The organism is Bradyrhizobium sp. CCBAU 51753 (assembly GCF_015291565.1).
In the GTDB taxonomy this organism is placed as follows: domain Bacteria; phylum Pseudomonadota; class Alphaproteobacteria; order Rhizobiales; family Xanthobacteraceae; genus Bradyrhizobium; species Bradyrhizobium ivorense.
In genome coordinates this window covers 8,304,318-8,324,122 of the sequence record NZ_CP030037.1, presented here as the reverse complement: position 1 = coordinate 8,324,122, position 19,805 = coordinate 8,304,318, and the positions used below count along the sequence as shown (strand labels likewise).

At 65.9% G+C, this 19,805-nt stretch carries 22 protein-coding genes; all 22 read left to right on the top strand.

Annotation, left to right across the window (positions count from 1 at the left end; genetic code table 11):
* The first annotated feature begins 1 nt into the window (after position 1).
* Positions 2 to 790, top strand: a complete 789-nt coding sequence (flgG, locus tag XH93_RS38260) for a flagellar basal-body rod protein FlgG (RefSeq protein WP_139486649.1) — start codon at positions 2 to 4, stop codon at positions 788 to 790.
* A gap of 13 nt (positions 791 to 803) precedes the next feature.
* Complete coding sequence (flgA, locus tag XH93_RS38255) at positions 804 to 1,268, top strand: flagellar basal body P-ring formation chaperone FlgA (RefSeq protein ID WP_246799427.1); 465 nt, start codon at positions 804 to 806, stop codon at positions 1,266 to 1,268.
* On the top strand, positions 1,268 to 2,401 hold the full coding sequence (gene flgI / locus XH93_RS38250) for a flagellar basal body P-ring protein FlgI (RefSeq protein ID WP_194471408.1): 1,134 nt from the start codon (positions 1,268 to 1,270) through the stop codon (positions 2,399 to 2,401). Before flgA ends, flgI begins: the two co-directional genes overlap by 1 nt.
* A 67-nt stretch (positions 2,402 to 2,468) precedes the next feature.
* Positions 2,469 to 3,218, top strand: a complete 750-nt coding sequence (locus XH93_RS38245; protein WP_194471407.1) for a MotE family protein — start codon at positions 2,469 to 2,471, stop codon at positions 3,216 to 3,218.
* On the top strand, positions 3,215 to 3,910 hold the full coding sequence (flgH, locus tag XH93_RS38240) for a flagellar basal body L-ring protein FlgH (protein WP_194471406.1): 696 nt from the start codon (positions 3,215 to 3,217) through the stop codon (positions 3,908 to 3,910). Before XH93_RS38245 ends, flgH begins: the two co-directional genes overlap by 4 nt.
* A 42-nt stretch (positions 3,911 to 3,952) precedes the next feature.
* Positions 3,953 to 4,396, top strand: a complete 444-nt coding sequence (locus XH93_RS38235; protein WP_139486645.1) for a flagellar basal body-associated FliL family protein — start codon at positions 3,953 to 3,955, stop codon at positions 4,394 to 4,396.
* Positions 4,393 to 5,133, top strand: a complete 741-nt coding sequence (gene fliP, locus XH93_RS38230; protein ID WP_139486644.1) for a flagellar type III secretion system pore protein FliP — start codon at positions 4,393 to 4,395, stop codon at positions 5,131 to 5,133. Before XH93_RS38235 ends, fliP begins: the two co-directional genes overlap by 4 nt.
* A 277-nt stretch (positions 5,134 to 5,410) precedes the next feature.
* Positions 5,411 to 6,319 carry a flagellin gene (locus XH93_RS38225; RefSeq protein WP_194471405.1) on the top strand — a complete coding sequence of 303 codons (909 nt, stop codon included), beginning with the start codon at positions 5,411 to 5,413 and terminating at the stop codon, positions 6,317 to 6,319.
* 220 nt (positions 6,320 to 6,539) lie between these two features.
* On the top strand, positions 6,540 to 7,454 hold the full coding sequence (locus XH93_RS38220) for a flagellin (RefSeq protein ID WP_139486642.1): 915 nt from the start codon (positions 6,540 to 6,542) through the stop codon (positions 7,452 to 7,454).
* Positions 7,455 to 7,698: 244 nt separating this feature from the next.
* A complete protein-coding gene (fliF, locus tag XH93_RS38215) occupies positions 7,699 to 9,318 on the top strand; it encodes a flagellar basal-body MS-ring/collar protein FliF (protein WP_194471404.1) in 1,620 nt (539 codons plus the stop codon).
* Positions 9,315 to 9,983: a hypothetical protein gene (locus tag XH93_RS38210; RefSeq protein WP_194471403.1), complete on the top strand. Its 669-nt coding sequence runs from the start codon at positions 9,315 to 9,317 to the stop codon at positions 9,981 to 9,983. The genes fliF and XH93_RS38210 overlap by 4 nt, the downstream gene beginning before the upstream one ends.
* A gap of 6 nt (positions 9,984 to 9,989) precedes the next feature.
* The gene (locus XH93_RS38205) at positions 9,990 to 11,333 is read left to right on the top strand and encodes a MotB family protein (RefSeq protein WP_194471402.1); all 1,344 of its coding nucleotides are present in this window, start codon (positions 9,990 to 9,992) and stop codon (positions 11,331 to 11,333) included.
* The gene (locus XH93_RS38200; protein ID WP_194471401.1) at positions 11,330 to 12,517 is read left to right on the top strand and encodes a chemotaxis protein; all 1,188 of its coding nucleotides are present in this window, start codon (positions 11,330 to 11,332) and stop codon (positions 12,515 to 12,517) included. The genes XH93_RS38205 and XH93_RS38200 overlap by 4 nt, the downstream gene beginning before the upstream one ends.
* A 22-nt stretch (positions 12,518 to 12,539) precedes the next feature.
* Positions 12,540 to 13,823 carry a flagellar hook-length control protein FliK gene (locus XH93_RS38195; protein ID WP_194471400.1) on the top strand — a complete coding sequence of 428 codons (1,284 nt, stop codon included), beginning with the start codon at positions 12,540 to 12,542 and terminating at the stop codon, positions 13,821 to 13,823.
* On the top strand, positions 13,774 to 14,355 hold the full coding sequence (locus tag XH93_RS38190; RefSeq protein ID WP_194471399.1) for a transglycosylase SLT domain-containing protein: 582 nt from the start codon (positions 13,774 to 13,776) through the stop codon (positions 14,353 to 14,355). Before XH93_RS38195 ends, XH93_RS38190 begins: the two co-directional genes overlap by 50 nt.
* A gap of 82 nt (positions 14,356 to 14,437) precedes the next feature.
* On the top strand, positions 14,438 to 15,682 hold the full coding sequence (locus XH93_RS38185) for a flagellar hook protein FlgE (protein ID WP_194471398.1): 1,245 nt from the start codon (positions 14,438 to 14,440) through the stop codon (positions 15,680 to 15,682).
* Between the two features lie 34 nt (positions 15,683 to 15,716).
* Positions 15,717 to 17,198 carry a flagellar hook-associated protein FlgK gene (gene flgK / locus XH93_RS38180; RefSeq protein WP_194471397.1) on the top strand — a complete coding sequence of 494 codons (1,482 nt, stop codon included), beginning with the start codon at positions 15,717 to 15,719 and terminating at the stop codon, positions 17,196 to 17,198.
* Positions 17,195 to 18,238, top strand: coding sequence for a flagellar hook-associated family protein (locus XH93_RS38175; RefSeq protein ID WP_194471396.1), 1,044 nt, complete (start codon positions 17,195 to 17,197; stop codon positions 18,236 to 18,238). Before flgK ends, XH93_RS38175 begins: the two co-directional genes overlap by 4 nt.
* A 47-nt stretch (positions 18,239 to 18,285) precedes the next feature.
* Positions 18,286 to 18,633, top strand: coding sequence for a flagellar biosynthesis regulator FlaF (gene flaF / locus XH93_RS38170; protein ID WP_194471395.1), 348 nt, complete (start codon positions 18,286 to 18,288; stop codon positions 18,631 to 18,633).
* Entirely contained in the window at positions 18,630 to 19,040 is a 411-nt protein-coding gene (gene flbT / locus XH93_RS38165; protein ID WP_194471394.1) for a flagellar biosynthesis repressor FlbT, read from the top strand. Before flaF ends, flbT begins: the two co-directional genes overlap by 4 nt.
* A gap of 14 nt (positions 19,041 to 19,054) precedes the next feature.
* Positions 19,055 to 19,465, top strand: a complete 411-nt coding sequence (flgD, locus tag XH93_RS38160; RefSeq protein WP_194471393.1) for a flagellar hook assembly protein FlgD — start codon at positions 19,055 to 19,057, stop codon at positions 19,463 to 19,465.
* Between the two features lie 3 nt (positions 19,466 to 19,468).
* Complete coding sequence (gene fliQ, locus XH93_RS38155; protein ID WP_194471392.1) at positions 19,469 to 19,735, top strand: flagellar biosynthesis protein FliQ; 267 nt, start codon at positions 19,469 to 19,471, stop codon at positions 19,733 to 19,735.
* The last annotated feature ends 70 nt before the right edge of the window (positions 19,736 to 19,805 follow it).

Below are 19,805 nucleotides of genomic sequence, written 5' to 3'. Positions count from 1 at the left end.
TGTGAAATCACTCGCCATCGCGGCCACCGGAATGAACGCGCAGCAGACCAATATCGAGGTCATCGCGAACAACATCGCCAACATCAACACCACCTCGTTCAAGCGGGCGCGCGCTGAGTTCACCGACCTGTTCTATCAGATGGATCGTATGCAGGGCGTTCCCAATGTGCAGGGCTCGTCGCCGATCCCGGAAGGCGCCAATCTCGGCCTCGGCGTCCGCTCGGCCGCGATCCGCAAGCTGCATATCCAGGGCACGCTGACGCAGACCGGCAACACCTACGACATGGCGATCAACGGGCGCGGCTGGTTCCAGATCCTCGGCCCGAACAACGAGGTGCTCTATACCCGCGCCGGCTCGTTCAACACCAATGCCGACGGCCAGCTGGTCACGCTGGACGGCTACCAGATCGATCCCTCGATCACGGTGCCGCAAGGCACGGTCGAGGTCACGGTCAACCAGACCGGCCAGGTCTTTGCAAAACTCGACACCGAGGTGAATCCGCGCCAGATCGGCCAGCTCAACCTCGCCAACTTCGCCAATGAGGCGGGTCTCGAACCGCTGGGCGGCAATCTGTATCGCGAGACCACGGCGTCGGGCACGCCGGTCGTCGGCCTGCCCGGCGATGCCGGCTACGGCAAGATCAACCAGCATTACCTGGAGTCCTCGAACGTCGATCCGGTCAAGGAAATCACCGAGCTGATTTCCGCGCAGCGCGCCTATGAGATGAATGCCAAGGTCATCCAGGCGTCGGATGAGATGGCGTCGACGGTGTCGAAGGGTCTTCGCTAGTTCCGGTGCGGGCATGTTGAACTCGATCATGCGAGGCGTCGTCGCTGCGCTGCTGGGGCTGGCGTTGGCCGGCCCGGCGGCTGCCGACGAGCGCCGGCTGCCGGTGCCTGCGGTGACGATCCGCGCCGGCGAGGTGATCAGGGACGACATGATCACCGAACGCGCCTTCGCGTCGAATCTGCTGGGCGTCGCTCTGTTCATCGACGGCCGTCCGACGCTGGTCGGACGGATGGCGCGGCGGACGCTGCTGCCGGGCCAGCCGATTCCGACCAACGCCGTCGAGGATCCCTGGGCCGTCGCACGGGGCGCTACCGTCAAGGTGATCGTCGAAGACAGCGGCCTGTCGATCGTGACCTACGGCTCCGCCATGCAGTCGGGTGCGGTCGGCGCGCTGATTCCGGTGCGCAATACCGACACCGGCGTCGTGATCAGGGGCATCGTCCAGCCGGACGGCACCATCAAGGTTGTTGACGGATGATGACCCGGCTTTTGCTTACGCTGTTCCTCGTCTGCTGCACGGCCAGTGCGCAGGCCGCCGTCCGCATCAAGGACATCGCGGACATCAGGGGATTGCGCGAAAACCAGATCGTCGGCTACGGCCTTGTCATCGGCCTCAACGGCACCGGCGATACGCTGCGCAACGCGCCGTTCACCGAGCAATCGCTGCAGTCGATGCTCGACAACATGGGCATCAACGTCAGGAACGACAATACGGGCGGCACCACGCCGACGCGGCCGACCACGCTGCGCACGCGCAACGTCGCGGCGGTGATGGTGACGGCGGACCTACCGCCCTCGATCGCGCCGGGTGAGCGCATGGACATCACGGTGTCGTCGCTCGGCGACGCCACCTCGCTGCTCGGCGGCACGCTGGTGATGACGCCGCTGCGCGGCGCCGACGGCGCGGTCTATGCGGTGGGGCAGGGCGCCGTTACGGTGGCCGGCTACAGCGTGCAGGGCCAGGCTCAGAGCGTCAGCCAGGGCACGCCGACCACTGGCCGCATTCCGAACGGCGCATTGGTCGAGCGCGAGGTACAGGGGCGTCTCCATGACATGGAATTCCTGGTGCTCGAGCTGAAGAACCCCGATTTCGTCACGGCGACGCGGATCCTCGATGCCATCAACCGTTTTGCCGGCGGCCGCTACCGGTCGCAGATCGCGTTCGAGCGCGACTACCGCACCATCGTGCTGTCGAAGCCGCGCTACATCGGCCCGGTGCGTTTCCTCGCCGAAATCGGCGAGCTGACCGTCGAGCCCGACACGCCCGCGCGGGTGGTGATCAACGAGCGCACCGGCACGGTGGTGATCGGACGCGACGTCCGGATCTCGACCGTCGCGGTGACGCACGGCAATCTGACGGTCCGCGTCACCGAGCTTCCCGTGGTGTCGCAGCCGGCGCCGTTCTCGCGCGGCGGACAGACCGTGGTGGTCCCGCAGACCGCGATCGAGGCCAACGAGGCCGGGTCGCAGGTGGCGATCCTCAGCGGCGTCGACCTGCAGCGCCTGGTCCGCGGGTTGAACCAGATCGGCCTGAAACCGTCCGGCATCATCGCGATCCTGCAGGCGATCAAGACCGCCGGTGCGCTGCAGGCGGACGTCATCGTTCAATGAAGCATAAGCGTCGTGCAAGCTTGGTCGCGCATTGCTGTGTTCTCGACCGAGAATCGCACGCCGCCCGATGCTGAAGCTGGATCACAAATCGCAAGTTCTCGTCCTGGTCGCGGCGTTTGCATTGGTGAGCGCCGCGCCGGTGCGGGCGCTGGACGCGGCCAAGCCGCTCGACCTCAAGTCTTTTGCGCGACCGCGTAGCGTCGGTGCACAGAAGCCGGTTGCGCCGGCTTCGCCGTCCGCCGCCGACAACGGGTCGGCCAGGGCGACGGCCTGGGCTCCCGAGGACACCGGCCCGCTGATGACCGGCGCGGTGCCGGCGCCCGAGAATCCGCCTGCTGCCGCGCGTCCCGCCAAGACCGGCAACAGCGCTGCGCCGCCGAAGCCGGCCCCGGTCGCCGCGACCCCGCCGCCGGAGAACGAGGTCGCCCAGTTCTGCAGCAATGTCGCCGATCCTGCCGTCGATGCCCGCCTGGCCTGGCAGCTGAAGGAACTGGAGAAGGCCGAGGCCAAGTTGCGCGAGCGGATCGCGGAGGTCGAAGCCAAGCGCGTCGAATACGAGCAGTGGATGGCGCTGCGCGACGAATTTCTGAAGAAAGCCGAAGCCTCGATGGTCGAGATCTATTCGCGCATGCGCCCCGAGGCCGCCGCCACCCAGATCGCCGGCATGGCGGACGAGACCGCGGCCGCGGTGCTGGCGAAGCTGAGCCCGCGCAACGCCAGCGCGATCTTCAACGAGATGGAATCGGCGCGCGCGGCGCATCTCGCCGATCTGCTCGGCGGAATGCGGCGCGTCGACGACGGAAAGACCAACAGATGAAAAAGCCGATGCTGATCCTCTCGCTGCTGCTGCTCGGCGGCTGCGCCCAGGAGGTGGCCGACACGCTGAAGGGGCCGCAGCTGTCCCCGGTCGGTGACGGCTTGCGGACGCAGGCCTTGCCGATCCCGGTGACGCCGCGGGTCCACACCCCGGTCAGCTATCGCTCGACCTGGGACGACGGCACTGACCTGTATCGCGATCCGCGCGCCAAGCGCGTCGGCGACGTCGTGACGGTGGTGATCTCCATGCAGGACAAGGCCAAGCTCGACAACAAGACCGATCGCTCACGCGACTCGCAGATCAAGTTCGGCCTGGACTGGCTGATGAATGCCGCCGGCTGGCAGAACACCGGCCAGACCAACGCCAATTTGAGCTCGAGCACGTCGACCAAGGGCGCCGGCCAGATCGACCGCACCGAGGACATCAAGCTGTCGGTCGCCGCGATCGTCACCGACGTGCTGCCGAACGGCAACATGATGATCAGCGGCTCGCAGGAATTTCGCGTCAATGCGGAAATGCGCGTGCTCAATGTCGGGGGCATCGTTCGTCCCCGCGACATCTCGCGCGGCAACACCATTTCCTATGAGAAGATCGCCGAGGCACGTGTCTCCTATGGCGGCCGCGGCCGCCTGACCGACATGCAGCAGCCGGCATGGGGACAACGGGTCTATGACGTCGCGGCGCCATTCTGATCGCGCGGCGGAGCAGGCCGCGTCACCGGGACGAGGGACGCCATGCGCCTGATCGCCGCGATCGTTGTCCTGACGCTGATCGCGATCGGCGCCGGCGCGCTCGCGGGCCTGCAACTCATCGCGGCGGCGGAGCGCGTCGCCGACGCCCGCAAGAACGTCACCCAGCCGCCGGTCGCGGCCAGCTACGCCGGCAGCGCGCGGCTGCGCAAATTGTCTCCGGTCGTGACCAATCTGGCGGCGCCGCCGAACAACTGGGCGCGGGTCGAGGCCTCGATGGTGACCGAAACCATGAACGACGAGGAGGCCGGCATCCTTGCCGCCCATATCAGCGAGGACATCGTCGCCTATCTCAGGTCGGCCACGGTTGCCCAGTTCGAGGGCGCCCGCGGGCTGCAGCATCTGCGCGACGATCTGACCGAACGCGCCAATGTCAGGTCGTCGGGCAAGGTGCGCGAATTGATCATTGAGACGCTGGTGATCCAATGAGAGTGCTTTTCCTCGTCGTGGCGGTGGTGCTGGTCTTGCTGCCCGAGGCGGCGTCGGCCCAGATTCCGGATCTCAACTCGCTGCTGCCGCCGGGCAACGGCAGCACCAGCGGGCGCATCGTCCAGCTGATGGCGCTGATCACGGTGCTGTCGGTGGCGCCGGGGTTGCTGATCATGGTGACGAGTTTTACGCGATTTGCCGTCGCGCTGTCGTTTCTGCGCGCCGGGCTCGGCCTGCAGACGACACCGGCAAACCTCGTCCTGATCAGCCTCGCGCTGTTCATGACCTTCTATGTGATGGCGCCGACCTTCGACCGCGCCTGGGAGACCGGCGTTCAGCCGCTGATGAAGAACGAGATCTCGGAGGAGGACGCCTATCTGAAGATCACCGATCCATTCCGCGAATTCATGCTGGCCCATGTCCGCGAGAAGGACCTGCAGACCTTCGAGGCGCTGGCCGCCGAAAGCTTTCGCAAGAAATTCGACGACAAGCGCATCGACATGCGGGTGATCATCCCGGCCTTCATGATCTCGGAGCTTCGTCGCTCGTTCGAGATCGGATTCTTGATCATCCTGCCGTTCCTGGTGATCGACATGATCGTGGCGACGCTCACCATGTCGATGGGCATGATGATGATGCCGCCGACGGTGATCGCGCTGCCGTTCAAGATGCTGTTCTTCGTCTTGATCGACGGCTGGAATCTGCTCGCCTCCGGCCTGGTCCGGTCATTCTCGTAGCGAGCGCCCGGCAGGGAACGCGGCGCGACCTGTGCCATCCTGGGGCGGTCGTGGCCTCGTCATCGTTACCGGATCGCAAACTGGCGGCCGCGCTATTGCGGCGAAATAAAATCCCGTCTTAAGCCACGGCTAACGTTCGGCTGCTACGACAGCGGCTACGGAAGGTTGGACCTTAACCCACACACGTCCAAAGGCATGATGCCGCCCTGCCGTACCGGTGCAAGTCCGGTATGTCCCCTCATGAAAAAGTTAACGCGTACATAAAGGGACATGCTTCATGTCAAGCCTGCTTACGAATACGTCCGCCATGACCGCGCTGCAGACCCTCCGGTCGGTCAGCGCCAGCATGGCCACCACGCAGAACCGGATCTCGACCGGCCAGCGCGTGGCGTCTGCCTCGGACAACTCCGCCTACTGGTCGATCGCGACCTCGATGCGCGCCGACAACTCCGCGCTCTCCGCCGTCTCCGACTCGCTCGGTCTGTCGGCCGCGACCGTTGACACGCAGTACACCGCGCTGTCCACGGTTCTCGGCAGCGACGGCAACAGCGGTCTCACCAAGATGCAGTCGCTGCTGGTCGAAGCCAAGACCGCCGGTATCGACCGCAAGAAGATCCAGACCGAAATCACCCAGATCCAGCAGGACATGAAGAACACCGCCAACGCGGCGACCTTCAACGGGGTGAACTGGCTGAGCGCCACCGCGACCACGCCGACCAGCGTCGACCTGGTGTCGTCGTTCTCGCGCGTCGGCGCCGTGCCGACCACCGGCAAGATCACGCTGACCGTTGCCAACTACTCGCTCTATACCGCCACCTCGAGCGGCTTCCTCGACTCGGCCGGCGGCGGCAGCTCGATCGACACCATCAACATCGGTGCGCTGACCGATTCGGCCGCCGACCAGACCACGCTCGATGGCTACATTGCGCAGGTCACTGGCGCGATCAACTCGGTCAGCCAGGCGGCTGCAGACCTCGGTGCCGTCAAGAACCGTATCGACAACAACTCCAACTTCGTGAAGTCGCTGATGGACTCGGTGAGCCGCGGTATCGGCCAGCTGGTCGACGCCGACATGAACGCGGAATCGACCCGCCTGCAGGCGCTCCAGGTCCAGCAGCAGCTCGGCGTTCAGGCGCTCTCGATCGCCAACCAGAACAGCCAGAGCCTGCTCTCGCTGTTCCGCTAAGTCCTATACATCGGGTGAAAGGCCGCGCTCCTCGGGCGCGGCCTTTCATTTTTTGGCCCGCTGCGACGCAAGCCTCGCACAAGCCTCAGTCCCTAGCTTCGTCGCCACGACAGGTTGGGCCCTTGCTGCGATAGCCGGCCCAAAGGCATGACGCCGCTCTGCCGTACCGGTGCAAGTCCGGTATGTCCCCCCGCACAACTCACCTCAAGGGACATCCAAGATGGCTTCCAGCTTGCTCACCAACTCGGCGGCGATGACCGCGCTGCAGACCCTGCGCTCGGTCAGCACCAACATGCAGACGACCGAGAACCGGATCTCGACCGGCCAGCGCGTCGCGACCGCCTCCGACAATTCCGCCTACTGGTCGATCGCGACCTCGATGCGCGCCGACAACGCCGCGCTTTCCGCTGTCTCCGACTCGCTCGGCCTGTCGGCTGCGACCGTCGACACCGAATACACCGCGCTGACCTCGGTGCTCGGCAGCGACGGCAACAGCGGCCTCACCAAGCTGCAGTCGCTGCTGGTCGAAGCCAAGACCGCCGGCATCGACCGCAAGAAGATCCAGACCGAAATCACCCAGATCCAGCAGGACATGAAGAACACCGCCAACTCGGCGACCTTCAACGGGGTGAACTGGCTCAGCACCAACGCGACCACGCCGACCACCGTCAACCTGGTGTCGTCGTTCTCGCGCGTCGGCGGCGTACCGACCATCAACACGATCTCGGTGACCGTCGCCAACTACTCGCTCTACACTGCCACCGCGACCGGCTTCCTCGACACCGTCGGTGGCGGCGGCAGCTCGATCGACAACCTCAACATCGGCGCGCTGACCGATTCGGCTGCCGACCAGACCACGCTCGACGGCCTGATCGCGCAGGTCACCGGCGCGATCAACACGGTCAGCCAGGCCGCCGCCGACCTCGGCGCCATCAAGAACCGTATCGGCAACAACACCGATTTCGTCAAATCGCTGATGGACTCGGTGACCCGCGGTATCGGCCAGCTCGTCGACGCCGACATGAACGCGGAATCGACCCGCCTGCAGGCCCTCCAGGTCCAGCAGCAGCTCGGTGTCCAGGCGCTCTCGATCGCCAACCAGAACAGCCAGAGCATCCTGTCGCTGTTCAAGTAAGCTAACGGCTTCGCAACCGACCGTGCTCCTCGCGGAGCACGGTCCTAGTCGCAAGATATCGGCCGTGAAAGACGGCCATGACGCCGGCATCGGCGCGGCCCCGGGCGGGGGGCGATCATCCGCTCCCAATCCTTTGCCAAATTGCCACGCCTGCAGCGCGAACTGATGCGCCGGCGCACCCGCGCAACCTTCAGACAAGGTTGGCAGCGGAGTGTTCTGGCCATTCGCATCGATACGAGGTCATATGCTCAGTCGCGCGCAGATCCAGCAGCTGCTCAACAATCTGCTGCAGCTTGGGCCGCGACGCCTGATGGCCCTCGGCCTGATCGGCTTTGCCGTTCTGGTCACGGTGGTTGGCGGCGCCTATTACCTGAGCCGGCCCGAATTCGAGGTGCTTTACAACGGCCTCGCCCGCGAGGACGTGACGCGGATCGGGGCAGCGCTGCGCGAGCAGAACATCGCCTTCGACGTCAACGCCGCCGGCGACGCGGTCTCGGTTCGCCCGAGCCAGACCATGCAGGCGCGCATGCTGCTGGCCGAGAAGGGCCTGCCGACCAGCGCCAATTCCGGTTACGAGCTGTTCGACAAGATCGGCTCGCTTGGCCTCACCTCGTTCATGCAGGAGGTCACCAAGCTCAGGGCGCTCGAAGGCGAGATCGCCCGCACCGTTCAGCTGATGAAGGGCGTGAAGGCGGCGCGGGTTCATATCGTGCTGCCGGTGCGCGGCTCGTTCCGGGCGACCCAGCAGCCGCCATCGGCGTCGGTCGTGCTGCGCACCGACGGCGCGATCGAGGCCCGCACCGCGCAGTCGATCCGCCACCTCGTCGCGGCGGCGATCCCCGGCATGTCGCGGGACAAGGTGACGGTGCTGGACGCCGACGGCTCGATGCTACTGGCCGAGGAGGACGAGGCCAGCGCCGCGCCGACCAAGATGGCGAGCCTGCAGAAGATGGTCGGCCAGATGGTGCAGGAGAATATCCGCAAGGCGCTGACGCCCTATCTCGGGCTCGACAATTTCGAGGTCAGCGTCGCGCCGCAGCTCTCGACCGACAAGCGGCAGACCAACGAGACCGTCTACGATCCGGAAAGCCGCGCCGAGCGCTCGGTGCGCAACGTCCGCGAAAAGGAGACCTCGCAGAACGCCGACCGGCAGACGCCGACCACGGTGCAGCAGAATCTCCCGGACCAGCAGGTCAATGCCGGCGGCACCAAGAACTCCAACGAGGAGAAGCAGCGCCGCGAGGACATCACCAATTTCGAGGTGTCGTCCAAGACCACGACCACCGTGAGCGACGGCTATGCCGTCAAGAAGCTGTTCATCGCCGTCCTGATCAACCGCACCCGGCTGATCGCCGACCTCGGCGACAAGACCAACCAGGCCATCGTCGACAGCAAGATCGCCGAGATCAGCCAGCTCGCGGCGACCGCCGGCGGCATCGACAAGCAGCGCGGCGACCAGATCCAGGTGACGGCGGTCGACTTCGTCGAGGGCTCGCGTGAGCTGGCGCCGGTGCCGCCGATCGGATTTGTCGAGATGCTCAACCGTCAGATGGGCAGCTTCATCAATGCGGCGACCATCCTTGCCGTCGCCGCGATGCTGGTCTGGTTCGGCCTGCGGCCCGCGGTCAACGGCATCCTGACCCACCGTGCGGAGCAGGAGCAGGTCGAAGCGGCGGAAACCGCCGCCGAGTTCGAGGCCGCCGCGCTGTCTCTGCCGGAGCAGGACGAGTTGAACCTGGTGGAAGATCTCGAGGGCAAGCTGCAGCGCACGCCGCAGAAGCGGCTTGAACAGATCGTGCGTCTCGACCAGACGCAGGCGGCGGCGATCCTGAAAGATTGGATGCGTCGGGAGGAGGCGGCATGAACGCGGCGATCGGAAAACTCCTCACCCAGTTCGACGCCAGCGGCCGCGTCAGGCCGCCGGCTGAGCGGCCGAAACCCGCGGAGCAATTTGCGAGGCCAATGGAAGCCAGGCGAGAGCCGGCGCCGGCACCGCAGCCTGTACCCATGCCCGCTCCGCAGGCCGAAGCGTCGCCGGTCAATCTTTTGGACGAAGCCTATCGTCGCGGCTATTCCACCGGCGTCTCGGAAGGCAACGCCAGCCTCGCGGAGGAGCGCGTTCGCAGCGCGATCCGGCTTGGCGAAGAGCGCGCCAAATGGTCGGATCAGCAGGCGGCCGTCATCGTCAATGGTTTTGCCGCGGCCTGCCGCGAGCTCGAATCGAACATCGCAAGCTCGGTTGCCCGCATCCTGCAGCCGTTCCTTGCCGACGCGGTCCGCGACAAGGCGGTCGCGGCGCTGGTCGAGCAGATCGCGGCGCTGACCTCAAGCTCACCCGTACCCGTGTTCAAGATCAGCGGCCCCGGCGATCTGCTCGAGCGGGTCAAGGCGCAGCTCGATGCGGCGCAGCGCACCGGAATCGACTATCAGGCCACTGACACTGTGGAGATCCGCGTCGTCGCCGACCAGACCGTGATCGAGACGCAGCTGTCGGCGTGGATCGAGCGTCTCAATGAAGCGCGCCGGTAGTTCTTCATGAACGAGGTCAAGCAAGAGCTCGTCATCATCCGGCGGCGCAGCGCGTTCGAGGACGCGCCGCACAAGGGAGGCGTCTGGAAGATTGCTTACGCGGACTTCATGACCGCCATGATGGCGTTCTTCCTGGTGATGTGGCTGCTCACCGCGCTCAACCAGGACCAGCGTCAGATCGTGGCGAGCTACTTCAACCCGATCAAGCTTGCCGAGAATTCACCTGCCCCGAAGGGCCTCCGGGATTTCCCCAAGAAGGATTCCCCGGTGTCCGAAGGCCAGGACGGCAAGCGCCAGCCTGCGGGCCCCAATGAAGAGCGCCGCGGCGATTCGCCGACGGCGGAGCAGCCGCCTTTCTATGAAGAGAAGGTGCTGTTTCGCGATCCCTACGCGACGCTGACCGAGATCATGGCGAGCTCGAGCCAGGCGTCGGGCCAACGGCGCGCCGGCGCCCTGACCTCCGCGGAAGAGGACGGCTTGAAGGGCGGCGAGGCCTACCGCGATCCGTTCGACCCCGGCTACTGGAAGCTCGAGCCCCAGGCCGGTAAGGACGCCGAGCGGGTGATCGAGAGCGAGCCCGCACCAAAGTCCGCGCGTGAAATGCCGCAAGCGTCTAGTCAAGGCGCGCCATCGCCCGCACGCCGCAGCAAGTTGGACGATCCCGGCGGCAGCGCTGCAGCAAGCACGGAGGCGCAGTCCGCCAGCGGAACGCCGCTGCTGCCACCCGGGGCGGCACCGTCGCAGCCCGGTCGCGACGGCAACGCCCAAGGCAATGTCCAGGCTAACGTCCAAGCCAACAATCAATCCAACGCTCAGTCCAATGCAGCGGCCCAGCCGCGTCCGGGCGAGGCTGCGAAGGATGCCGCGCCGCGCGACGCGCAGGCGCAGCCGACCGTCAAGCAGCTGCAGGCGGCGATCAGCGATGCGCTGTCGGGCACCAGGGCGGGCACCGGGCCGGTCGCGGAAGTCCGCCAGGTCGAGGAGGGCCTGCTGATCAGCCTCACCGACGATGCCAGTTTCGGCATGTTCGCGGTCGGCTCCGCCGAACCGCGTCCCGAGCTGATCCGCGTCATCGACAAGATCGGCCCGCTGCTGACCAAGCGGTCCGGTGTGATCATCGTGCGCGGCCACACCGACAATCGGCCGTATCGCTCGGACACCTACGACAATTGGCGGCTGTCGACCGCGCGGGCGCAGATGGCGTATTACATGCTGGTTCGATCCGGCGTCGATGCGCAGCGCATCGAACATGTCGAGGGTTATGCGGACCGGCGTCCCAAGCTTCCGAACGATCCGGCGGCGGCGCAGAATCGCCGGATCGAAATCCTGATCAGGGACAAGCGCCCATGATCAGGTTGCGATCTCTGGCCACGCTGTTGCTTGCATTGTCCTCGGCGTCGGCGCTCGCCGCCGCGCCGGATCCGGTGTCCCTGTCCGGCGAGCCGTACGAAATGGTTCGGAGGTTGCAGGAGGTGCAGGACGGGATCGCGAAGGGCGACAGCGCCGCACAAAACGGCCACCTCGTGCTGGTCCGGCAGGTCGGCGAAAAATTTCTCGCCGCCGATCCCGCTGTATGGGGCAATCCGCAGAACGGCCAGGCCGTCGTCGTCTATCTCTTGAGCGGCGGCGCGCCGCAGCTCGTGCGTAAGCTGCCGCGCGACAAGCTGAAGGTCGACGAGCGGCTGTTCAATGCCGCGCTGGCCTATGTCGAGGGCCGCCAGGACGAAGCCCGCGAGCTGTTGAAGGACGTCAAGCCGCGCGCCGTGCCATCGAGCATGAGCGGACATATCGCCCTGGTGCAGGGCGCGCTGCTCGCGAACTCGGACGTGCCGGCTGCGATCGAGCGGCTCGACGAAGCGCGCCTGCTGCTGCCGGGCACGCTGGTGGAAGAGGCCGCCCTGCGCCGCGAGATTTTGCTGGTCGAGCAGGCCGAGGATTTCGACAAGTTCGAGTTTCTCACCGAGTCCTATGTCCGGCACTACCGCAACTCGATCTATGCCGGCGATTTTTGGCAGCGGTTTTCCTCGGCGCTGACGCGCTCAAGCCTTGCGCTCGACGAGCACCGCTTTGCGCGGGTCGCGGCCATGCTGGAACGGCTCGACCGTGCGAGCCGCCTCAAGCTCTACGTGGTGATCGCGCGAAGTGCGCTGATCCGCGGCCGGCTGGCCGTGGTGCGGCTCGCCGGCGAGCAGGCGCTGTCGCTCAGCGCCGACGGCAGCCCCGATCGCGAGCGCGCGCATCTGTTCCGCGGCGCCGCGCGTGCGCTCGGCGATGACTATGACGGCGGCGTTGCCGAGCTCAGGGCGGTCGACCGCGCCAAGGTCGGGGAGCGCGACGTCGCGCTTCTGAATGCAGGCCTGCAGCTCGCGCTCGACATTCGCAAGCCGACCACGGGATCATCGAGTGTGCTCGCCGCTGACAAGCCGCCGCCAACGCCGGCGCGTCTCGATCTCGCCCGCTCGGCGACCCTGCTGGCACGCGCGCAGAAGCAACTCAGCGAACTGGAGCTCCTCACCAGGGATCGCCGCCCATGACTACTCATATGACCAGGCTCACATGACCAAGCTCAGCGGAACGTCCGGTCAGCTTTTCTCGGGCATCGCCGAAACTTTTTCGCGCGGCAGCCGCGCTGGAACCGGCGCGGCCAAGCAGGCGACCGGCGACAAATCATTCCAGGATCTGATTCACACCGTGTCGAACCAGGCGAAGCGGGCCCCGGACGATCAGGACAAGGCCGTGTCGCTGAAGCCGGTCGCGCTGCGCACGCGCATCGCAGAGCTGGTGGAACGCGATGAGCCCCACGACGAGCCGGTGCGCGAGCAGCCGGAGACGGCCGAGGAGCGGCACACGTCGCAGGCCTCGCCAATGCGCGATCACGCGGCCACGCTGGATGTCCCGAGCCGAGTGACCCAACCATCGATCGTTGGCCAGGAACTCGCCGCTGCGCCGCTCGTGAAGCCGCAGACGCAACCGCAACCCCCTGCGCGGGACAAGGCCGCGCATGACCGCGCCGAGCGGTCCTCGACCGCACGCGATCTTCCGGCGACGCGCGCTCCGACTGCGGCAAACGCCGATGTTGTGGACGCCGGCAGCCGCCCGCCGGTCGATGCCCCGCGCCCAGCGGCGCCCCCGCAGGCCGACGCAACGCCGAAGGCTGCACCGGCCGCGTCCGGCTTCGAGACCGTCGCCGCCAACGTTGGGCGCGCGGCAAAAGTCGCGGCGCGCGAGGCGCTGCCGGAAGCGACTAAAGTCACCGTGGTGCAGCAGGAGACCCATTTGCCGCCGCTGCAGCAATTCACCGCGCCCCAGCAGGTTGCGAATGCCGTGGTGGCCGAGCTGGAGGGCGCCGCGCAGCCCGCGCCAGCGGCGGCGCCCGATCTCGCATCATCGCAAAGCAATGCACCCGATCAGCCGCTCAAGATCCTGACCATCAGTCTCGAGCCACCTGATCTCGGCAACGTCACGGTGCGCCTGCGTCTGGTCGGCGAAGCGGTCTCGATCCATCTCGCGGCGGACCGCAAGGACACCAGCCAGATGCTGGACCAGCAGCGCGACTCGATCCGCGAGCTGATGCAGTCGGCGGGTTACGTCGCCGATGTCGCGCCGGTCCGCCATGGATCGCTGGACGGATTTCAGACAGGCTCGAACCAGCCGCAGGCTTCATTCGCCGGGCAGCAGCAATCGTCACAGCCGCAGGGCGGGCCCGGCGGCTCCGGGACATCGTCCGGCCAGCCGCAGGACGGCGCGAAGCAGCCGCGGCAGGAGCATCAGAACCACCGGGAGACACGTCATGATCAGGACGTGGCGCTGCGCGATCGTCGCGGCGCTGTCTATCTGTAGCGTCACCGCCGGCGCGGCGAGGGCGGACAGCGCGCGTCCCTGCGAGCGCGAGATGGCGCGCGCCGCAAGGGTTCACGGAATTCCGCTCGGCATTCTCTATGCCGTCGGCCTGACCGAGACCGGGCGCCGCGGCGCGCTGCATCCTTATGCGCTCGGCGCCGACGGCCAGACGGTGTTTGCCAAGGACATCGACGACGCCATCGCCAATTTCGAGGCGATGAGGCGCCGCCGCACCAAGCTGATCGACCTCGGCTGCATGCAGATCAATCACTACTATCACGGCGACAAGTTCGCCTCGGTCAAGGCGATGTTCGATCCCGCCAGGAATGTCGACTACGCCGCGCGCTTTCTCAAGGAGTTGAAGCAACGCGAGGGCAGCTGGACCATGGCGGTCGCCCGCTACAATGCCGGTCCCAACAACCAGCCCGCGCAGAAGCGTTACGTCTGCCACATCGTCGCGCACCTCGTCTCCAGCGGCTTCGGCGCCTGGACCGACAAGGCGCGTTCGCTGTGCCAGCCGCGAACGATTTGAGGTTGCGCCGCACCAGCGACCGTCAGCCCCGCGCAAGCAAGAGCCGCCATTGTAGCGGCAAACTACCAAAGGAGCCCAATCCATGAGCCTGTATGGTGTGATGCGCACCGGCGTTTCCGGGATGTCTGCGCAGTCTAACAAGCTGTCGACGGTCTCGGACAACATCGCGAACGTCAACACGACCGGCTACAAGCGGGCTTCGACCGAGTTCTCGTCGCTGATCCTGAAGAGCGGCTCGGGCAAATACGATTCGGGCGCCGTCGAAACCAACGTCCGCTACGCCATCACCGATGCCGGCAATCTGCAATTCACGACCTCGACGACCGATCTCGCCGTGCAGGGCAACGGCTTCTTCGTGGTGCAGGATTCATCGGGCAACAACTTCCTGACCCGCGCCGGCTCGTTCGTGCCCGACAGCCAGGGCAATCTGGTCAACGCCGCCGGCTTCCAGCTGATGGGTTACGACGTCCGCAACGGCGCGGCACCGGCGGTCGCCGCCAACGGCTTCGCCGGCCTTCAGGTCATCAATGTCAACCAGTCGGCGCTGCAGGCGCAGCCCTCGACCAAGGCGACCGTCGCCGCCAATCTCGATCCCAGCGCCGCCATCAGCGGCGGCCCGCCGGCCTACACCTCGAAGACCTCGGTCGTCACCTACGACAACATCGGCAACGCGGTCACGCTCGACGTCTACGCGTTCAAGACCGGTGCGAACACCTGGCTGGTGCAGACCTACGACGCCTCGACCTCGACGTCGGGGACCGGCGGCTTCCCCTATTCGGGCGGCCCGCTCGCCTCCAACACTTTCACCTTCGACGTCAGCGCCACCGGCAAGGGCGCGCTTGCCGCGGCGAGTCCGAAGTCGCTGACCATGACCATTCCGGGCGGTTCGGCGTTCACGATGGACCTCTCGGCGATGACGCAGGTCGCCTCCGGCTTCGACTTCAAGGCCACCGTCGACGGCAACGCGCCGTCCGCGGTCGAGAAGGTCGATATCGACGAGACCGGCCTTGTCACCGCGATCCTCCAGAACGGCACCAAGATCCCGAGCTACCGGATCGCGCTCGCCGACGTGCCGAGCCCCGACAATCTGACCCCCGAGGTCGGCAACGTCTATTCGCCGAACCTGAAGTCCGGCAACGTCCAGGTCGGCCTTGCCGGCCAGGGTGGGATGGGTGCGATCCAGTCCGGCGCGCTGGAGGAATCCAACGTCGACCTCGCGGACGAACTGACCTCGATGATCGAGGCGCAGCGCGGCTTCACCGCCAATTCAAAATCCTTCCAGACCGGCGCGGACCTGCTGGACGTCGTCGTCAACCTGAAGCGCTGATTATATCGGCGCTTCCCCAGGCCAAGAGCACGCAATGTCCCTGACCGCCGCTCTCGATTCCGCCCGCAACTCTCTGATTGCGTCGGGCGTTCAGTCGTCGGCGATCTCGCGCAATATCGCCGGCGCCGGCCAGGTCGGCTATTCGCGCAAGATCGCGGTGCTGGACACGCTTCCCGGTGCCGGCGTCTATGTCGCGGCGATCCAGCGCGCCGCCAGCACCGGCCTGTTCACCAATGTGCTGACAGCGACCTCCGCGTCCGCCAAGCAGAGCGCGATCTATGACGGCCTGCAGCAGATCGCCGCTACCACGGTGGACGATCCGGAGCAGGACCAGTCGCCGACCGCGATGCTCAACAAGCTGAAGCAGGCGCTGCACCAATATGCGACCGCGCCCGACAACGCGACGCTGGCGCAGGCCGCGGTCTCCGCCGCCAAGGACATGGCGTCGACGCTGAACCAGGCCACCCAGACCGTGCAGTCGGTCCGCGAGGGCGCCGACGCCGACATCGCGACCTCGGTCGCCAACATCAACCAGTTGCTCGCCCAGTTCGACACCGTCAACACCGCGGTGGTGAAGGGCACCATCGCCGGCGACGACGTCACCGACTATCTCGACCAGCGCGACAGCATCATCTCAAAACTGTCGCAGGAGATCGGCATCTCGGTCTCGATTCGCCCCAATGGCGATGCGGCGCTCTATGCCGACAGCGGCGCCGCGCTGTACGACAAGAAGGCGCGCACCGTCAGCTTCACGCCGACCAACACCTATACGCCGGGTACCACGGGCAATGCGGTCTATATCGACGGCGTGCCGGTGACCGGCGCCTCGTCGGTGATGCCGCTGAAATCCGGCAAGATTGCGGGCCTTGCCGAGCTCCGCGACAAGGCCACCGTCACCTATCAGAGCCAGCTCGACGAAGTCGCGCGCGGCCTGATCTCCGCCTTTGCCGAGAGCGATCAGTCCGGCGCCGCGCTGCCCGACGTGCCCGGCCTCTTCACCTATCCCGGCGCGCCGGGAATGCCCGCGAGCGCCACCGTGTCGGTCGGCCTCGCCGGAACCATCCGGGTTGCCGCCTCGGTCGATCCGGCCGTCGGCGGCAATCCCAATTTGCTGCGCGACGGCGCCATCAGCGGCAACGCCGCCTACAACTACAATACCGCCGGCAATGCCGGCTACTCGACGCGCTTGCAGCAGCTGATCGACAAGATGGACACACCGCAGCCGTTCGATCCGTCGGCCGGCGGCAAGCCGAGCGGCGGCGTGATCGACTTCGCCTCGTCGTCCGCGAGCTGGATCGAAACCCAGCGCAAGAGCGCCGACGACGGCATGCAATACCAGAACACGCTGCTGGACCGCAGCAACGCGGCGCTTTCCAACGTCAATGGCGTGAACATGGACGACGAGATGTCGCTGATGCTGCAGGTCGAGCGCACCTATTCGGCGTCGTCGAAGCTGATCTCGACCGTCGACGACATGCTGAACAGTCTGCTTGCCGCCGTGGGGGCCTCGACATGAGCGCGAACTACATCTCCTCCTACATGCTCACCTCGGCGCTGAGGTTCTCGATCACCAACAACCAGAGCCTGTTGAGCAAGGCCAGCAAGGAAGCGACCACCGGCCGCTTCGCCGATGTCGGGCTGCAGCTCGGCGCTGCCACGGGGCGCGACGTGTCGCTGCGGGCGGACATGAGCTACATCGACCAGATCGTCGACACCAACGAGCTCGTCTCCGGCCGCCTCGACGTGATCCAGAACCGGGTCACCCAGCTCGGCACCACCGCGCAGGATTTCCTCAAGAACCTGATCGCCGCGCGCGATGCCGACGGCGGCGCGCGGGTGATCCTGCCGAGTGCGACCGCCAATTTGCAGGACCTGACGGGCGCGCTCAACGTCTCCTACAACGGCTCGTATTTGTTCGCCGGCATCGATACCACCAACGCGCCGGTGCAGAATTACACGGCGGGCTCGACCAGCAAGAACGCGGTCGATGCCGACTTCCTGGCGGCTTTCGGCTTCTCGCAATCCGCGGCCGGCGTCAGCGGCATCACGCCGGCGCAGATGCAGAGCTTCCTCAACGGCAGCTTCGACGCCGAGTTCGCCAGCCCGGCCTGGAACACCAACTGGTCCTCGGCCACCGACCAGGTGCTGAGCAGCCGCATCTCCACCACCGAGGTCGTCGACACCTCGGTCAGCGCCAACCAGCCCGGCTTCCGCAAGCTCGCGGAGGCCTACACCATGCTCAGCGATCTCGGCAACACCAACCTGAGCAAGGCGACCTTCCAGGTCGTGGTCGACAAGGCGATCAGCCTCGTCAGCGGCGCCATCAACGATCTCGCGGTGCTTGGCGGCAGCGTCGGCGCGATCCAGCAGCGGGTCAGCAGCGCGACCGACAAGCTGAAGCTGCAGCATGACATCCTCAACAATCAGGTCGTCGGCATGGAGAATGTCGACCCGACCGAGGCGTCGGTGCGCGTCAACACCCTGCAGACCCAGATCAACACGGCGCTCGCGCTCACCGCGCAGCTGCAGAAGATGAGCCTCATCAATTATCTCTGAGCCGGGAATGCCGCCTTTGTCCTCCTCTACTGTGCAGAGTGGTCTCGATGACCTTTGAAGCTTACGAGACGATTGCCGAGGACAGCAGCCTCGAGGCGCGCTCGCGTGAGCGGCAGGCCTTGACGATCGGCATCGACCGGCTGGAGCGGCTGCAGGACGGCGTCTTCAGCAATGCGGACCTGGTCGAAAGCCTGCTCTACATCAGGAAGCTGTGGACCCTGCTGATCGAGGATCTCGCGCATCCGGACAACGGGCTGCCCGCCAAGCTGCGCGCCGACATCATCTCGATCGGCCTGTGGGTGATCCGGGAAGCCGACCGCCTGCGCGAGACCAAGTCGAACGACGTGGTGCGGCTGGTCGAAATCAACCGCCTGATCCGAGACGCGCTGCAATGAAGGTATCGCTGCGGGCGGGCGAGCTGATCTACATCAACGGGGCGGTGCTGCGCGTCGACCGCAAGGTCGCGATCGAGCTCGTCAACGATGTGATGTTCCTGCTGGAAAATCAGGTCATGCAGGCCGCCGACGCCACCACGGCGCTGCGCCAGCTCTATTTCATGGTCCAGCTCATGCTAATGAACCCGACCGATCACCAGGATGCCGCCGTGCTCTACAAGCAGCATCATGCCGCGCTGAAGGCGGTGTGCGAGAACCGGCAGATGCTCGACGGCCTCGATCAGGTCGGCGAGCTGGTGGCCGCGACCCGTTACTACGAGGCGCTGAAGCGGATACGGGCGCTGTTCCCGGTGGAGCAGGCGATCCTGTCCGGCACGGCGATCGAACTCCCCATCGAGGCTGCCTGACAGCGGAGAGAGACATGAACGTCACCAGCGCGACCGACAAGACCGGCACGGAATCCTCCGCGAGTTCGTCCACCAAGAGCACCAGCACGGTCGACTACAACACCTTCCTGCAGCTCCTGATCGCCGAGATGAAGAACCAGGATCCGACCAATCCGATGGACACCTCGCAATATATGAGCCAGTTCGCGCAGCTGTCCTCGGTCGAGCAGGCGATGCAGACCAATTCGAAGCTCGACGCGCTATTGTCGTCCTCGGCGCTGTCGCAGGCCGACGGGCTGATCGGCCGCACCGTGAGCTTCACCGACACCACCGGCGCCAGCGTCACCGGCAAGATCGCGTCGGTCTCGATCAACACCGACGGCGCCGTCGCCACGCTCGAGAACGGCACCAAGGTCATGGTCGGGCCGGGATTGACCTTGAGCTAAACCATGAACGAGAGAGACGCCCTCGATATCGTCCAGGCGGCGATCTGGACCATCATCGTCGCCTCCGGCCCCGCGGTCGGCGCGGCGATGCTGGTCGGCACGGTCATCGCGCTGATCCAGGCCCTGACCCAGGTCCAGGAGATGACGTTGACCTTCGTGCCGAAGATCATCGTCATCCTGGTCGTCGTCGCCGTCTCCGGCTCGTTCATCGGCGCCCACATCTCGACCTTCACCGAGATGATCTATTCCCGGATCGAACACGGATTCTGATCCGCAGCGCGCGAAGCCGCCACCCTCGCGTAAGCTTTGCACGGCAGATTGCCTGACTGAATCTGCTGCC

Coding starts and splice junctions, on each gene's coding strand:
- XH93_RS38210 (WP_194471403.1), top strand. CDS start 9,315: ATGAACGCGGCGATCGGAAAACTCCTCACCCAGTTCGACGCCAGCGGC.
- flbT (WP_194471394.1), top strand. CDS start 18,630: ATGAAGGTATCGCTGCGGGCGGGCGAGCTGATCTACATCAACGGGGCG.
- flgK (WP_194471397.1), top strand. CDS start 15,717: ATGTCCCTGACCGCCGCTCTCGATTCCGCCCGCAACTCTCTGATTGCG.
- fliF (WP_194471404.1), top strand. CDS start 7,699: ATGCTCAGTCGCGCGCAGATCCAGCAGCTGCTCAACAATCTGCTGCAG.
- XH93_RS38225 (WP_194471405.1), top strand. CDS start 5,411: ATGTCAAGCCTGCTTACGAATACGTCCGCCATGACCGCGCTGCAGACC.
- flgI (WP_194471408.1), top strand. CDS start 1,268: ATGACCCGGCTTTTGCTTACGCTGTTCCTCGTCTGCTGCACGGCCAGT.
- flaF (WP_194471395.1), top strand. CDS start 18,286: ATGACCTTTGAAGCTTACGAGACGATTGCCGAGGACAGCAGCCTCGAG.
- fliQ (WP_194471392.1), top strand. CDS start 19,469: ATGAACGAGAGAGACGCCCTCGATATCGTCCAGGCGGCGATCTGGACC.
- XH93_RS38175 (WP_194471396.1), top strand. CDS start 17,195: ATGAGCGCGAACTACATCTCCTCCTACATGCTCACCTCGGCGCTGAGG.
- flgD (WP_194471393.1), top strand. CDS start 19,055: ATGAACGTCACCAGCGCGACCGACAAGACCGGCACGGAATCCTCCGCG.
- XH93_RS38245 (WP_194471407.1), top strand. CDS start 2,469: ATGCTGAAGCTGGATCACAAATCGCAAGTTCTCGTCCTGGTCGCGGCG.
- fliP (WP_139486644.1), top strand. CDS start 4,393: ATGAGAGTGCTTTTCCTCGTCGTGGCGGTGGTGCTGGTCTTGCTGCCC.
- XH93_RS38205 (WP_194471402.1), top strand. CDS start 9,990: ATGAACGAGGTCAAGCAAGAGCTCGTCATCATCCGGCGGCGCAGCGCG.
- flgA (WP_246799427.1), top strand. CDS start 804: ATGTTGAACTCGATCATGCGAGGCGTCGTCGCTGCGCTGCTGGGGCTG.
- XH93_RS38200 (WP_194471401.1), top strand. CDS start 11,330: ATGATCAGGTTGCGATCTCTGGCCACGCTGTTGCTTGCATTGTCCTCG.
- XH93_RS38235 (WP_139486645.1), top strand. CDS start 3,953: ATGCGCCTGATCGCCGCGATCGTTGTCCTGACGCTGATCGCGATCGGC.
- XH93_RS38195 (WP_194471400.1), top strand. CDS start 12,540: ATGACCAAGCTCAGCGGAACGTCCGGTCAGCTTTTCTCGGGCATCGCC.
- XH93_RS38185 (WP_194471398.1), top strand. CDS start 14,438: ATGAGCCTGTATGGTGTGATGCGCACCGGCGTTTCCGGGATGTCTGCG.
- XH93_RS38190 (WP_194471399.1), top strand. CDS start 13,774: ATGATCAGGACGTGGCGCTGCGCGATCGTCGCGGCGCTGTCTATCTGT.
- flgH (WP_194471406.1), top strand. CDS start 3,215: ATGAAAAAGCCGATGCTGATCCTCTCGCTGCTGCTGCTCGGCGGCTGC.
- XH93_RS38220 (WP_139486642.1), top strand. CDS start 6,540: ATGGCTTCCAGCTTGCTCACCAACTCGGCGGCGATGACCGCGCTGCAG.